This window comes from Flavobacterium esculini (assembly GCF_048284325.1).
GTDB lineage: Bacteria > Bacteroidota > Bacteroidia > Flavobacteriales > Flavobacteriaceae > Flavobacterium.
On the sequence record NZ_JBLVPI010000024.1, the window covers coordinates 1 to 14,152 of the forward strand.

Consider the following 14,152-nt stretch of genomic DNA (forward strand, 5'->3'; position numbering starts at 1 on the left):
GTGATTGACGATTTTTTAAAACTTCATTTACACAGCGAAGTTTAAATTCATAATTGTAACTGACTTTTCTTTCCATAAAAATACCCCCAGATAATGTCTAATTATTTGGGGGCAGTTCATTTTAGACGGTTTTCTTATTTTAAAAAGATTTTTTTTTAGCGTTATAACTTATTCATATTCAAAGCCAATGTTTCGATAAATTTTCCAATAGGACCTTTTATCATCATAGCCATCATAGGATTAAAATCTCCTTCAAAATCAAGTTGTACATCACTTGAACTGTCCGAAATAGTATCAATATTTGCGATTAAAGTAAAGGGAAGTTTATCACTTGCAGCCCCCAGAACAATTTTGTTTGGCGCTACTTTTTCTTTCATTTTTAATTTTATTTCCGGCATGCCTTTCAATCCAAAAATAAATGCATCGTCACCAATAATTTCAAATTTAGCAATACTTTCCGGCATCAATTTTTCGAAATTTTTGACATCACTCAATAAATCAAATAATTCTTGGGCTGATTTTGGAACAGTAACTTTTGGACTTTGTAAGTTCATAGTTTCGTGGATTTGTATTTTTAAATTTTTTAAACTTCAATATTCCAAGTTGAAGGACTCACGTTCCACTCTCTCAGGGTTTGTTCCTCTTCTTCAGTAATATATTTTTTGGCTACAGCTAAATTCAATAAATTCGGATAATTACTCAGGGTAAACAAATCAATATTTGCATCTTTGAAATTCTGGTCAGCAACATCAAAACCATAGGTAAATATAGCGGCCATACCTTTTATGTTTGCTCCGGCTGCACGCAAAGCTTCAACGGCAAGTAGACTACTGTTTCCAGTACTGATCAAATCTTCTACAACGACAACATTTTGTCCTTTTTGTAAAAAACCTTCTACTTGGTTTAATCTTCCGTGTTTTTTTGCTTCCGGGCGAACATATACAAATGGTAACCCTAAACTCTCTGCAACAAGCATTCCAATTCCTATTGCTCCTGTGGCAACTCCGGCAATAACATCTGGTTTGCCAAATTGTTTTTCAATATTTTTGGCAAACTCATCCCGAACATAATTTCTTATGGCTGGAAATGAGAGTATTAATCGGTTATCACAATAGATAGGAGATTTCCATCCAGAAGCCCATGTAAAAGGATTTCCTGGATTCAATTTAATTGCATTTATTTGCAAAAGCAATTCGGCTGTTTTTTCGGCTGTTTCTTTATTAAAAATCATAGTACAAATGTATAAAGTTTTTGTTAACGACAAACCACTTTTTTTGACAAATCACATCTCCAAGGAGACTGATTTTCAACTTTTTTTATTAGAAAGTATTGACATAGAGCAACTTATAGTAAAAATATTTCAAAATAAAATTCAAAAAGCCTACCTATATCACCCTGACGAAAGGGAGATCATGAAGACTTTGAAAGCAAAAATTCCTGTAAACAAAGCCGGAGGAGGCTTAGTTTACAATAAAAAAGGGGAGGTTTTGTTCATTTTTAGAAACGGAAAATGGGATTTACCTAAAGGCGGAATCGAAAAAGGAGAGGAAATTGAAGCCACAGCCATGCGTGAAGTAGAGGAGGAAACTGGCGTAAATGGATTGACAATTTCCCATAAACTTCAAAAAACGTATCATATTTTCAGACGCAATGGAAAATATAAATTAAAAATCACACATTGGTTCGAAATGCAATCTGATTTTGAAGGTACTCCTCAAGGACAATTAGAAGAAGGAATCGAAAAAGTAGCCTGGATGAATCCGGAACAAATTAAGGAAGCTTTAAAAAATTCTTACGAGAATATTAAATTATTGTTTGAAGAAGAAAAGAGTCTTCATTCATAGATTATTGCTATTTTGGGCGTGTCACCAGTAATAAAAAGGGGCTAATCAACATTATACTGATTAGCCCCTTTTTTTACTGCTGTCAGGCTATCCGCAGCACATGGTGCTTAGCTTCTATCCTTCACGCGGGCAGCAGTGTCCAGTCCCGACGCTTCGGGATCAGTTTTTAGCTGGAATCTACAGTAGATTATTTTTTCGTTTTACTTATTTATCAAATTAGTATCTTGAAACCGCTTCTGAAACTCTGGGATTCTCTTCGGCTAAACTGTTTCCAGACGACTGAATACTAAAAACTGAATATTTTTTACTTTAGTACGGACAGTTCGCGAACTGTCCCTTCATTTTTTAATTACCTTTGCAAAATGAATAAGAAACACCATTCCAACAATATACTTTTGAATTTAGGTATCGAAAGCCTTAATGAAATGCAGATAGTAGCACAAGATGCTATCCTGAATGATAATAATGTTTTATTGCTTTCTCCAACAGGTTCTGGAAAAACACTGGCTTTTTTGTTGCCTATTTTAGAAATGTTACAACCCGAAATTCAATCTGTTCAATGTTTAATTCTAGTTCCATCTCGTGAATTAGGGTTACAGATTGAACAAGTTTGGAAAAAAATGGGAACCGATTACAAAGTAAATGTGTGCTACGGCGGACATTCCATTGATACCGAAATTAAGAATTTAAGCAATCCACCTGCAGTTTTAATAGGAACGCCGGGAAGAATTGCAGATCATATTGACAGAGGAACTTTTCGAGTGGATAAAATCCAAACGTTGATTCTGGATGAATTTGACAAATCATTGCAATTGGGTTTCCATGAGCAAATGTCATTTATCATTGGAAAACTAACTAAACTGAACAAACGTGTTTTGGTTTCGGCCACTTCCGATATTGAGATTCCAAGATATACAAGAGTCGTAAATCCAACAATTTTGGACTTCATTCCAGAAAACGTTGAAGAAACAAATCTTTCCATGAAAATGGTCGTTTCTAAGGAAAAAGACAAAATAGGCAGTTTGTTTAATTTGATTTGTTCGTTGAAATCACAATCGGCAATTGTCTTTTGCAACCATCGTGATGCTGCGGAACGCATTAGTGATACGTTGAACGAAAAAGGAATTTACGCCACTTACTATCATGGCGGAATGGATCAGGATGAAAGAGAACGCGCTTTAATTCAGTTTAGAAATGGAAGTGTGAGTTATTTAATCACAACCGATTTAGCTGCTCGTGGACTTGATATCCCCGAAATGAATCATGTAATTCATTATCATTTGCCAGCCAAAGAAGACGAATTTACCCATAGAAACGGTCGTACAGCACGTATGTTGGCTTCTGGAACGGCGTATATCATTGCTCATGAAAGTGAGAAAAAAATGGATTATATCGATTATGGTATGGAAGCTTTAAAAATCGAAAACTCGACTTCATTGCCAAAACCGCCTGAATTCCAAACGATTTACATCAGCGGTGGAAAGAAAAATAAACTGAATAAAATTGACATCGTGGGTTTCTTTTCTCAAAAAGGAAAATTAGAAAAAGGGGATTTAGGATTGATCGAAGTGAAAGATTTTATCTCTTTTGCGGCAGTGAAATTCAATAAAGTAAAAGATTTATTGCACGCCATTAAAGATGAAAAAATGAAAGGCAAAAAGTTTAAAATTGAAGTGGCCCGAAAAGTGATTAAGAAAGAAGAGGAATAGTTTTCAGTATTCAGTCGCAGTTTTCAGTTTAAAAAAAAATCGTTAACAGTAAAATATTTTACTGTTAACGATTTTTTTATTTGAATCAGCTAAAAAGCGAAATAGTGAAAAGCAATTTTTTTCAACTTCAGAGACTGAAAACTGCGACTGCGAATGACCCAGAAGCTTCGGGACTTAAAACTATAAATATTATATCTTTTTCACATATTGCGTAATGATTACAATCTGCTGACCATCAACTTTTCCTTCAATATATTCTGCATTTTCATGGTCTAGTCTAATGTTGCGAACTGCAGTTCCTTGTTTAGCCACCATACTTGAACCTTTTACTTTCAAATCTTTGATTAAAACTACTGAATCTCCATGCTCTAAGATCACTCCGTTACTGTCACGGTGAATTACTTTATTTTCATCGTCTTCCCCTTCACCTGTAGCTTGCGCCCATGCCAAAGTATCCTCGTCTAAATACATTTGGTCTAATAATTCTTGAGGCCATCCCGCTGCATGCATACGGCTTAACATTCTCCACGCAACCACTTGTACCGCTATGTGTTCGCTCCACATACTGTCATTCAAACATCTCCAATGATTTAAATCTACGTTATCTGGATTTTCGATTTGGTCGATACACGTGCTACAAGCCATAATACTTTCGTCAAGTCCACCTTTTTTGGTAGGTAAAACTTGATATACTTTTAAGTTTTCAGTTGTACCACAAAGTTCACATTTCGATCCGCTACGCTTATTTAATTCTCTTTCTATACTCATGTCTAATGGCTTTTATTTTTTGGCGAAAATATGGCTAAAATAGCGCTTTTTACAAATTTATATTTTTTGATTATCGGAGTTACTATTTGACTCTTACTGCAACAGGAACCAGCATTTCGTATTGTCCTCCATTACGGATTACATCTCTCACAATACTGGAGCTGATATACGAAGTACGTGCTGCAGTTAATAAAAACACGGTTTCTATTTTTGATAAACGGCGATTGGTGTGGGCAATAGCTTTTTCAAATTCGAAATCAGCGGGATTACGCAAACCACGAAGTATAAAATCGGCTTTTATTTTATGACACAAATCAATCGTTAAACCTTCATAGGTAATCACCGAAATCTTAGGTTCGTTCTTGAATGTTTCTTCGATAAATCGTTTTCTTTCTTCGAGTGAAAACATGTATTTTTTTTCGGCATTGACACCAATGGCAATTACGATTTCATCAAATAAAGGAATACTTCTTTTAATGATATCTTCATGACCTAAAGTGATTGGGTCAAATGATCCTGGGAATATGGCTTTTCTCATTTAGTTTCTTGTTATTGAAAATATTTCCTCTTTTTGATGAAGATTTAATAAATCTTTTTTTGAATAATTTACTTTTCTATTGGTATAATTTTCAGGTTTGTTGATTTCATCAACTTCGTATGGCATGTACGCATTGTATTCATTTTTAGTTACATAAACACTATCTCTAGTTACTTTATCAATACGCATTGTCGAATAATAACCATTTGAAAATTTTAAATTATAGATATCTCCTTCAATAGGATTTTTTATTAAAACATTAGTTTCATCTTTTTTATCAAAATAATTATTGAGTGTGAAAATAATGAATAATGCTAAAATAATTGAACCTAAAAACATCCAAATTGAACGGTCTAATTTTACATTTCTTAGTCTTAGTTGAATGTTTTTAGGTAAATCCTCATAGTTAAAGTTTTCTTTGCAATGACTACATTTGATATAAACAGATTTTCCAGTTGGAAATAGGGGAATTAAAGTAATATGGGTATATCTTCTATAAATGCTAAAATATAAAGTGCTTTCGGTTTCACATTTAGGACATTTTTCATTTAAAATTGTTCCATTTTTTATATTTGAATCCCGAGTTCCAACTAAAACCATCATAAATTATTGCTTATTTTCTAACGCTAATTCTATCGCATTTGTAAATAAATCTTCCAATGAAATCCCGGCGGCTTTGGCTTGTTGCGGAATCAAACTTTCTGTTGTTAATCCCGGAATAGTGTTCATTTCCAGCATATGTGGTTCATCATCTACAATGATGAATTCGCTTCTGGAGAAACCTTTCATTTTTAGGACATCATAAGCGCGTTTGGCTATTTCGCTGACTTTTTGTGTCATTTCATCCGAGATTCTCGCTGGCGTAATTTCCTGTGATTTACCAAGATATTTGGCTTCATAATCAAAGAAATCATTATCAGAAACGATTTCGGTTATTGGTAAAACGGTTACGGTTCCTTTGTAATTGATAACACCTACAGAAACTTCAGTTCCGTCAAGGAAACTCTCTATTATGATTTCATTATCTTCTTCGTATGCCATTTCTATTGCGATTGGCAATTCGGCGGTAGTTTTAACTTTTGAAATTCCAAAACTGGAACCCGCTTTATTTGGTTTTACAAAACAAGGTAAACCTACTTTAGTTACAATTTCTTCAGTATTTATTATGTCACCTTTGTTTAGGTAATAGGAAATAGCAGTTTTTATTCCGTATGGTTTTAAAACCGACAATAAATCACGTTTGTTGAACGTTAAAGCTGCTTGGTAATAATCACAGGATGTTTGTGGAATTTGTAACAATTCGAAATAAGCTTGCATTAATCCATCTTCGCCCGGAGTTCCGTGAATGGCATTGAAAACGCAATCGAAAGAGATTTTAGTTTCGTTTATTGTTACAGAAAAATCATTTTTATCGATAGGGAATTCGGCATCATTAGCATCAACATAAACCCATTTTTCTTTGAAAATATGGATTCGGAATCCGTTGTATTTAGTTTTATCAAGAAATTGATGTACGACGTTTCCGCTGATAAGTGAGATTTTATACTCACTGGAATATCCGCCCATGATGATGGCAATGTTTTTCATTTTATACGTTTAATCGGTTAAACGTTTAATCGATTAACCGATTAAACGTATTCTAAACAAAATTATCATTTTTTTTGAAACGAAATAGCTTTATCTTTGCCGCATATAAAAATAAATTTATGACTTTACGTAAGTACCTTACAAGCCGTGTCTTTTTTGGGCAAGTATTAATTGCTCTTGCCATTATTGCTGTTTTGGGCTATTTGTTTATGCATTGGTTGACGTTTACTACAGATCATGGTCATGAAATTGCTGTTCCGGATTTACGCAAGCTCACCGAAGAACAAGTGGAGGATAAGTTGGATGAATTGGATTTAGACTATGTGCTTTTGGACAGTGTGGATTTTAGAAATGATTTCCCTAAGTTTAGTGTAGTGGAGCAAGATCCATTGCCAGGAACGAAAGTAAAAGTAGGTAGAAAGGTGTATATCAAAATTAACGCTTCGGGATTTTCGTCTGTGCGAATTCCTGATTTAATTGAAAAAACATATCGTGAAGCGGTACCAACATTGAAAGCTTTAGGCCTTGAAGAGGGAACTATTACTTATGTTCCAAATCTTGGAAAAGATATGGTACTGGAAATGCGTTACAAAGGCAGAAACCTGAAAGTAGGGGACAGAGTATTGAAATCATCCAAAATTGATTTGGTTTTAGGAGACGGAAAAATGAGTTATGAAGAGGAAAGTGCCGCAGTAGACAGTCTTGCAACACAGTTAGAACCAACACCAGCAGATGAACAATAATATTGATATAATAGATTTAGAAGAAGAGTTATTTGAACATTTCAGATTTGAAGTTCCTAAAGGGCAAGCGCCTTTGCGGATTGATAAATATTTGATGGGTTTGATTCAAAATGCAACTCGGAATAAAATACAGACCGCTGCAACCGAAGGGAATATTTTTGTAAACGACGCCACAGTGAAGTCAAATTACAAAGTTAAAGCCAATGATGTGGTTCGTGTTATGCTTACGCATCCGCCTTATGAAAACCATATTAATCCGGAGAATATTCCGCTTGATATTGTTTATGAAGATGAGGCATTGTTATTGATAAATAAATTACCAGGAATGGTGGTGCATCCCGGTCACGGGAATTATACAGGAACTTTGGTGCATGCTTTAGCTTATCATTTTGATAATTTGCCAATGAATAGTAGCGAGCGTCCGGGCCTTGTGCATAGAATTGATAAAGACACTTCAGGTTTATTGGTTATTGCCAAAACTGAAGCAGCTATGACACATCTTGCCAAGCAATTTGAAGCAAAAACTTCCGAAAGAGAATATGTTGCTTTGGTTTGGGGAAATGTAGTTGAAGAACAAGGGACGATTGAAGGAAACTTGGCGCGTCACCTGAAAGATCGCATGCAAATGGCAGTTTTTGCTGATCCGGAAATAGGGAAACCTGCTGTGACACATTATAAAGTGTTGGAGCGTTTTGGTTACGTGACGTTGATTTCGTGCCAGTTGGAAACAGGAAGAACACATCAAATTAGAGCGCATTTAAAACACATAGGACATCCACTTTTTAATGACGAGCGTTATGGCGGTCATTTGATTCTAAAAGGAACTACGTTTACCAAATACAAGCAATTTATAGAAAACTGTTTCAAAGCATTACCAAGACAAGCATTACATGCCAAAACCTTGGGCTTTGTTCATCCTGTAACTGGAGAGATGATGCGTTTTGATACAGAACTCCCACAGGATTTTCAGAATTGTATAGAAAAATGGCGTGGCTATTCAAAATCCCATAGCACAGAGGAAGATGAAGAAGACTAAAATGTAAAATTCCCAATTTTTTTGTGGTTTTATCTTGTAGTGAGCGTAAATATTGAGCGATATTTGCGAAGTGCATAAACGTACTTTTGCGGAGTTGGGTTTGAATGAAGAAGAAATTAAAATAGGAAAGACCCGGATTTTCTGCCAGCTAAGGAAAATATTGGTTTATATTTGCTTATTTTTCATCTTTTGTAAATCCTTGCTATATTTGGATTTTATTTTCTGCTTGGTCTTTTGAGTTTTGAATAAAATGATTTAGCTCATGAGTAAATTCTTCCAGATTAATAGCAGAAAGTTTTATAAATTCAACTATTTTTTTTAATTCCATTGGATCTGTTATTGACTCATCAAGTGTATCTGACAGACCCAGAATATTTGCAATGGGCACTCTTACTCTATGCGAAGTCATAAAAAGCATTTCTTTGAGCTGGATTATGTGATTTTTTAGGTTGGTAATATCAGCCACCGCCCCAATCATTCTGAAAGGTTTTCCATTTTGGTCACGGAGTAAATAACCCCTATCTGTAAAATAATAAACTTTTCCTTTATTACCCAAAAAACGATATTCGCTGGACCAAAAAATTTCTTTGCTTTCAAAAAAATCGGTAAGACTTTTCGTAACACTGGCATGGTCATCAGGATGAATGGAATTTGACCAGCTTGCGAGGTCTAGCCATTCCTTCTCTTTTTTAATCCCCAATAAATTGTAGTAGGCATCATTTCTCCAAACAGCGCCCTCATTTATTTTCCATTCATAAATGATATCATTAGAAGCACAGGTGGCGAGACTGAAACGTTCATTAGCTTCTCTATTTTCTTTCTTTTCTTTAGCCTCTTTCAGTGAGCGGGTTATTTTTTGGGGCAGCGTAAATAATCTGTCCTTTATTGTATAATCGGTAACGCCATTTTTAATGAGTTCTACTGCATTTTCTTCGCCAATAGCGCCAGAAACAATGATAAACGGAATAGTAGGACACTTTTTTTTCTTAATAAGAAAAGCGGTGGCTCCATCAAATGAAGGAAGGTGATAATCGGATAATATAATATCGGGTTTAAAGTTATCTAGCGCATTTTCATATGCTTTACGCGTTTCAACAATTTCCGCAGTAAAAATAAATCCAGATTTCTTTAGTTCACGTTGAAGCAAATCGGCATCATTTTTATTATCTTCAAGAATTAATATTTTTAATGGAGTGCTCATATTTGTAGTAGTTTTATTGTGGTGGTTGGTTTAAAATCATCCAGTATAGTCCTAAATTACTTACCGCTTTAACGAAATGTTCAAACTCCACGGGCTTCACCACATAACTGTTGACGCCCAAGTTATAGCATTCCTGAATATCTGGATCCTCTTTAGAAGAGGTGAGCATAACAACAGGAATTCTTTTTGTGCGCTCGTCTGATTTTATTCTCCTCAATACTTCAATACCATTTACTTTCGGCATTTTCAAATCCAATACAATTACATTTGGTAACTCACTCATTTTTCGTTCTAAATATTTGCCTTGTGCAAAGATAAAGTCTAATGCTTCCGCTCCGTCTTTAAGATGGATTAACTCGTTTGCCAGATTGTTTTTTTTCAGCGCTCGAATGGTTAATTCGGCATCGTTCATGTTGTCTTCGACTAAAAGAATTTGTAAGCTGTTCATGTTGTTTTAGTTTTTTTATAATGAAAAATAAAATGTTGCTCCATTGTCTACTATTCCTTCTGCCCAAACTTTCCCTCCATGTTTGGTGATAATCCGTTGAACAATTGCCAGACCCACTCCTGTTCCTTCAAACTCTTCATCTGTGTGCAGGCGCTGGAATACTCCAAACAATTTGTCGGAATATTGCATGTCGAAACCTACACCGTTATCGTTTACTGAAAATATAATTTCACCGTTCAGCTCTTCTGAAGAAATTTTCACTGTAGGATTTTCTCCCTTTGAAGAGTATTTAATAGCATTCGAAACAAGATTGAACATTACTTGGTGAAGTAAATTATAATCCGCTTTCACTTTATGAAGATGTGTTGTATCAATTTTGGCCCTGTATAGTATTGATTTATTTGTTTCATTTATTACACTTTTGATTAATTGATTCATATCGACTTCTGTTTTCTGCATCTCTTTTCGTCCAAGACGGGAAAAAGCAAGCAGATCGTCTATAAGCGTGCCCATTTTTGTGGCATTGGATGTTATTGTTGTAAGGATGCGCATTCCTTCCTGATCTAACTTTTGTCTATAATCTTCATTGAGTATTTGTGCATAACCATTGATAGCACGCAGTGGGGCACGTAAGTCATGAGAAATAGAATACGAAAAAGACTCTAATTCTTTATTTATTTCAATTAGTTTTTCTTCGGCATTTTTTATTTCTGTTATATCCTGAACAATCCCAAAAAAACGTTTTGGTTTATTATTTTCATCAAAATCTATATTACTTTGAGAAAGAACATGAATGATTGTATCGTCTTTTCGTCTTATCCGATGATTGTAGGTATTTCCTTTTAAGGTTGTGAAAGCTTCATTTATTTTTTCTTTCACAAAATCCAAATCATTTGGGTGTATACTAGAAAAATAAGTATCTAGTGATGGTGTTGTTATACTTGGGTCAAAATCTAAAATTTTAAAAGCTTCATCAGACCAAGTATAGGTATTGGTAATTAAATTACTATCCCAATTACCAACTTTTGCCAGTGTTTGGGCTTCTTTTAGATTTGTCGTAATAACTTCCAATTGATGTTCTGAATTTTTACGATCAGTAATGTCAATAACTATTCCCATCATTTTGGTTAGTTCTCCTTTTTCGTTCTTATACGCAAGGCCTTCCGCTGAAATCCACCGAATGGTATTATCGTTTACTCTTTTAATGCGGCATTCCAGACTGAATTTGCCTTGAGAATATGCTTCTTCGAATCGCTTCTCAACATATTCCCTATCTTCAGGAATTACATGTTTTATAAAAATGTTATAGCCCCATTCCGGTAAAAGATCTTCATAACCGAAAATTTGGTCATGTAATAAGGAACGCCAAGCGGTGTCTTTGACTAAATTTAAATCCCACGCCCCTATATGAGCAGAATCTAAAACTACTCTGAATTTTTCCTCGCTTTCCGCTAATTGCAGAATATAATTTTCCATTTCTTTATTCGCTATTAGCAGTTGTTCTTCCGTTTTTTTGCGCTTGGTGATGTCACGGGCAACACAATAAAGTTTTTGGGTTGCAGGGTTTGGGGTTGCATTCCAGTCGAGATATATATAGCTGCCGTCTTTTTTGCGGTAGCGGTTAACAAAATTTATTACCAATGCACCTAATTTCAATTTTTCATATTCCTGAACTGTAGCGGGAATATCATCGGGATGGATTAATTCAATAAATGCTGTCTCGCAAAATTCTTTTTCTGTGTATCCTAATGTCTTAGTAAAGTTAGCATTAATGTACTCAAAATAACCCTCCGTGTTCGCAATACCACAAAGGTCATGGTTGATGTTAAAGAAATGTCTGTATTCGTTTAATTGTTCTTCGGCTTCTTTTCGTTTCTTGTCAATTGCTAAAAGAGTTCTGGAAATCCCAAAAACTACGACCACAAATATTAAAATAGTAGTAAATGAGAAAAGTGCCACTCCAAGTTCCGTACTATAGTATCCTGCTTGCTGTCCTATCAATCTAAACCAACCCAAAATAAGAGGAGTGAAAATGATAACCGGTAATAGCTTTCTTGTGGTAATCCCCGCTATACCATTGTTTGTAAAAATAGACATAATACCTTTATCGGATTTTGAAAATAGCATTCCAACGGACAGGAAGATAAATGCTACTGATGTATGAATAGCCATTTTAGTGTAACTTGCTATTCCTCCCTGAAAATCATTTACTGCATAGGCGTATCCAATTAATGTTAATAATGTGAGGGCAAAAACAGATAGACTCAGTAATTGAAATATTTGAAAGGCTTTCTTTTTGTAAAGAAGCAATAAAGATATTCCTGATAAAACAAAACAAATAGCAGTTATAGGTGCCATTCGTCCCGGATGAGATGTTGCTGTCGCTGTAGCTTCTTCTTTAAATAAAAACTCATCTATTCCAAAATTAATTTCAAAGAGGTATTCAATAAAAGTTAGCAGTCCTACAAGAATCATTATGGAAGGAAAAACAATGGAACACATTCTTTTAAAAAAATTTTGCTTTTCGTCATTTAAGATACATAAAGTAAATCCACTCAGTATAAAACATAAAGCAGTGTTCACTTTCATAGAAACAACACCTGGCACCAAACTCTTTACCACAGGAATATTCAATAGCCATCCTATTAATACTATAATCCCTATGGAGGATATCGCTATTGCCAGAATTTTTGATTTTAAGCTATACTGTTTATTCATATTACTTCTTATTTTTATTAAAGAGAATGTAAATTGTGTTTTGTGATGAAGCTTATATTAGATAGTTTTATATGTTGCCATTTATTTAAACGTATTGAGTAAATATAATAGGATTGTTTTTTGTCTGTTTTTTTATATTTAAAGATATTTTTTTAAATCGATTGATTCATTTAAATATTATTATAACACGTTGATTGTAATTATTTTTAATTAAAATCAATATGTTTATTCTAACTGAATATTTTGACATTTTGTCGCTATGGTATTTTTTTGTCTGCTAACAATCGGGATGCTGACAATTAAAGTTACGGCTACATTTTTCTGGATTAAATATCTAAATGTTAGTTTTTTATAATGCCAATTTAAGAAAATATTTATGTAAAAGCACAAAAAAAATATTTTTTTTTAATCTTATTTTAACTCGAAAAGCTTTACAATTTTAAAAGAAATAAAGGAAGGGGTATTTCTCAGGGGTTAGGGATGTAATTTTTTCCTTATAGAACAGGAATAAAATTGATAAAAATTATTATATTTTGTCTATTAAATAGCAGCTTATGTTTTGTTCTCATAATAGCTTCTTTATTAAAACGGCTTAGGTAGTTTTAAGCTAATTGATAAATAATAGCTACATCTTATAAATTCTAAAAATGGGTCTTGCAATTACCATAAGAAATTATAAATAAATGGGTATTCCCAAATGTAATCAAAATTTATGTTTTGGAAATTTATTTATATTCTGGAAACTCAAAAACATAACTCTTTCCAAGAAAAAATAGTAATCCATGAATCATGGGTTCCGGAAGAAAGTTTAGTTTGTTTAAATAGGAATCGTATGTTTTATTGCAATAATTGGTGATTACAAAAGGGTATGAATTTGAAGTTAAATATAAAGCATTTATTCTTTTACGATCCAATGTGTTTTTTTCGTTAAAACTCGAAAAATAGATTTCTTTATTTTCTTTTTTTGATTGAATCAAATCAAAAACTGACGATGGAATCGTAGGGTTGATGGGATGAAAAAGTATTGATTTAGCGACATCGATTAAAATCCATTTTTGAAATTCTTTGGAATAAATTTCATTAAAGGCATGTCCGCCTTTAATGGAAGGATCATTTGATTGAATCTTCAATCCCCATTCTTTAACTTTTAAATCATTTATCACACAAAAATTATTGAATACTTGCGAAAAATCACTACAAACACCGCCTTCGCCGCTAATCATTTTTTTTAATGCCAAGGTGGATGATTTCCCTAATCCCGGTCCGCCTTTTATGTTATTTCTAAGCCAAATAGCTATTTTTTTTGCTTTGTCTATATCACTTAACGGGCCTTTTGTTTTTTCGAAAATTAAAGGATTTAACTCAAAATAGATTTCAGGAATATCGGCTGTTTTATTAATGTTGTTGTAGCAAAAATTTTCTACACGATCAACAGATGCGTTTTTAGATAGTAATCTAAATCGTATTTTGTATAGTAAGGGATGCCTTCTTAAATACCAAATTAAAGATCTACTCATTATTCAATAATTTATCCTGTTTTAAACAATTAAAATAAAGAAA

General features: G+C 33.7%; 14 protein-coding genes. 4 read left to right on the forward strand and 10 right to left on the reverse strand.

What is annotated here, in order from left to right; translation table 11 throughout:
* Positions 1 to 161 precede the first annotated feature (161 nt).
* Together ACNQGG_RS16350 and pyrE are read right to left on the reverse strand one after the other, a co-directional pair.
* Positions 162 to 554, reverse strand: coding sequence for an SRPBCC family protein (locus tag ACNQGG_RS16350; protein WP_417965764.1), 393 nt, complete (start codon positions 552 to 554; stop codon positions 162 to 164).
* 29 nt (positions 555 to 583) lie between these two features.
* On the reverse strand, positions 584 to 1,231 hold the full coding sequence (gene pyrE, locus ACNQGG_RS16355) for an orotate phosphoribosyltransferase (RefSeq protein ID WP_417965766.1): 648 nt from the start codon (positions 1,229 to 1,231) through the stop codon (positions 584 to 586).
* Positions 1,232 to 1,238: 7 nt separating this feature from the next.
* Here pyrE and ACNQGG_RS16360 point away from each other — a divergent pair, with 7 nt between their 5' ends.
* Together ACNQGG_RS16360 and ACNQGG_RS16365 are read left to right on the forward strand one after the other, a co-directional pair.
* Positions 1,239 to 1,844 carry an NUDIX hydrolase gene (locus ACNQGG_RS16360; protein WP_416849666.1) on the forward strand — a complete coding sequence of 202 codons (606 nt, stop codon included), beginning with the start codon at positions 1,239 to 1,241 and terminating at the stop codon, positions 1,842 to 1,844.
* Between the two features lie 362 nt (positions 1,845 to 2,206).
* Positions 2,207 to 3,553 carry a DEAD/DEAH box helicase gene (locus ACNQGG_RS16365; RefSeq protein ID WP_417965769.1) on the forward strand — a complete coding sequence of 449 codons (1,347 nt, stop codon included), beginning with the start codon at positions 2,207 to 2,209 and terminating at the stop codon, positions 3,551 to 3,553.
* Between the two features lie 189 nt (positions 3,554 to 3,742).
* On the opposite strand, the gene ACNQGG_RS16370 is transcribed toward ACNQGG_RS16365, so the two are convergent.
* The 4 genes from ACNQGG_RS16370 to ACNQGG_RS16385 form a co-directional block, all read right to left on the reverse strand.
* On the reverse strand, positions 3,743 to 4,321 hold the full coding sequence (locus tag ACNQGG_RS16370) for a PhnA domain-containing protein (RefSeq protein ID WP_417965770.1): 579 nt from the start codon (positions 4,319 to 4,321) through the stop codon (positions 3,743 to 3,745).
* 82 nt (positions 4,322 to 4,403) lie between these two features.
* Positions 4,404 to 4,859 (reverse strand): pantetheine-phosphate adenylyltransferase, encoded by a 456-nt coding sequence (gene coaD / locus ACNQGG_RS16375; RefSeq protein WP_417965772.1) that lies wholly within the window; start codon positions 4,857 to 4,859, stop codon positions 4,404 to 4,406.
* Entirely contained in the window at positions 4,860 to 5,462 is a 603-nt protein-coding gene (locus ACNQGG_RS16380) for a zinc ribbon domain-containing protein (RefSeq protein ID WP_417965774.1), read from the reverse strand. It lies immediately after the preceding gene.
* 3 nt (positions 5,463 to 5,465) lie between these two features.
* Positions 5,466 to 6,446, reverse strand: coding sequence for a D-alanine--D-alanine ligase (locus tag ACNQGG_RS16385; RefSeq protein WP_417965776.1), 981 nt, complete (start codon positions 6,444 to 6,446; stop codon positions 5,466 to 5,468).
* A gap of 119 nt (positions 6,447 to 6,565) precedes the next feature.
* Between ACNQGG_RS16385 and ACNQGG_RS16390 the strand changes: the two genes are divergently transcribed.
* Together ACNQGG_RS16390 and ACNQGG_RS16395 are read left to right on the forward strand one after the other, a co-directional pair.
* Positions 6,566 to 7,189 carry a PASTA domain-containing protein gene (locus tag ACNQGG_RS16390; protein WP_417965778.1) on the forward strand — a complete coding sequence of 208 codons (624 nt, stop codon included), beginning with the start codon at positions 6,566 to 6,568 and terminating at the stop codon, positions 7,187 to 7,189.
* A complete protein-coding gene (locus ACNQGG_RS16395; protein ID WP_417965780.1) occupies positions 7,179 to 8,225 on the forward strand; it encodes an RluA family pseudouridine synthase in 1,047 nt (348 codons plus the stop codon). Before ACNQGG_RS16390 ends, ACNQGG_RS16395 begins: the two co-directional genes overlap by 11 nt.
* A 202-nt stretch (positions 8,226 to 8,427) precedes the next feature.
* On the opposite strand, the gene ACNQGG_RS16400 is transcribed toward ACNQGG_RS16395, so the two are convergent.
* The 4 genes from ACNQGG_RS16400 to ACNQGG_RS16415 form a co-directional block, all read right to left on the reverse strand.
* On the reverse strand, positions 8,428 to 9,426 hold the full coding sequence (locus tag ACNQGG_RS16400) for a PAS domain-containing protein (protein ID WP_417965782.1): 999 nt from the start codon (positions 9,424 to 9,426) through the stop codon (positions 8,428 to 8,430).
* 13 nt (positions 9,427 to 9,439) lie between these two features.
* Positions 9,440 to 9,874 carry a response regulator gene (locus tag ACNQGG_RS16405; RefSeq protein WP_417965784.1) on the reverse strand — a complete coding sequence of 145 codons (435 nt, stop codon included), beginning with the start codon at positions 9,872 to 9,874 and terminating at the stop codon, positions 9,440 to 9,442.
* A 15-nt stretch (positions 9,875 to 9,889) separates the two neighbouring features.
* Positions 9,890 to 12,592, reverse strand: a complete 2,703-nt coding sequence (locus tag ACNQGG_RS16410; protein WP_417965786.1) for a PAS domain-containing protein — start codon at positions 12,590 to 12,592, stop codon at positions 9,890 to 9,892.
* Positions 12,593 to 13,317: 725 nt separating this feature from the next.
* Positions 13,318 to 14,109 (reverse strand): transglutaminase-like domain-containing protein, encoded by a 792-nt coding sequence (locus ACNQGG_RS16415; RefSeq protein WP_417965788.1) that lies wholly within the window; start codon positions 14,107 to 14,109, stop codon positions 13,318 to 13,320.
* Positions 14,110 to 14,152 lie beyond the last annotated feature (43 nt).

Coding starts and splice junctions, on each gene's coding strand:
- ACNQGG_RS16350 (WP_417965764.1), bottom strand. CDS start 554: ATGAACTTACAAAGTCCAAAAGTTACTGTTCCAAAATCAGCCCAAGAA.
- pyrE (WP_417965766.1), bottom strand. CDS start 1,231: ATGATTTTTAATAAAGAAACAGCCGAAAAAACAGCCGAATTGCTTTTG.
- ACNQGG_RS16360 (WP_416849666.1), top strand. CDS start 1,239: ATGTATAAAGTTTTTGTTAACGACAAACCACTTTTTTTGACAAATCAC.
- ACNQGG_RS16365 (WP_417965769.1), top strand. CDS start 2,207: ATGAATAAGAAACACCATTCCAACAATATACTTTTGAATTTAGGTATC.
- ACNQGG_RS16370 (WP_417965770.1), bottom strand. CDS start 4,321: ATGAGTATAGAAAGAGAATTAAATAAGCGTAGCGGATCGAAATGTGAA.
- coaD (WP_417965772.1), bottom strand. CDS start 4,859: ATGAGAAAAGCCATATTCCCAGGATCATTTGACCCAATCACTTTAGGT.
- ACNQGG_RS16380 (WP_417965774.1), bottom strand. CDS start 5,462: ATGATGGTTTTAGTTGGAACTCGGGATTCAAATATAAAAAATGGAACA.
- ACNQGG_RS16385 (WP_417965776.1), bottom strand. CDS start 6,446: ATGAAAAACATTGCCATCATCATGGGCGGATATTCCAGTGAGTATAAA.
- ACNQGG_RS16390 (WP_417965778.1), top strand. CDS start 6,566: ATGACTTTACGTAAGTACCTTACAAGCCGTGTCTTTTTTGGGCAAGTA.
- ACNQGG_RS16395 (WP_417965780.1), top strand. CDS start 7,179: ATGAACAATAATATTGATATAATAGATTTAGAAGAAGAGTTATTTGAA.
- ACNQGG_RS16400 (WP_417965782.1), bottom strand. CDS start 9,426: ATGAGCACTCCATTAAAAATATTAATTCTTGAAGATAATAAAAATGAT.
- ACNQGG_RS16405 (WP_417965784.1), bottom strand. CDS start 9,874: ATGAACAGCTTACAAATTCTTTTAGTCGAAGACAACATGAACGATGCC.
- ACNQGG_RS16410 (WP_417965786.1), bottom strand. CDS start 12,592: ATGAATAAACAGTATAGCTTAAAATCAAAAATTCTGGCAATAGCGATA.
- ACNQGG_RS16415 (WP_417965788.1), bottom strand. CDS start 14,109: ATGAGTAGATCTTTAATTTGGTATTTAAGAAGGCATCCCTTACTATAC.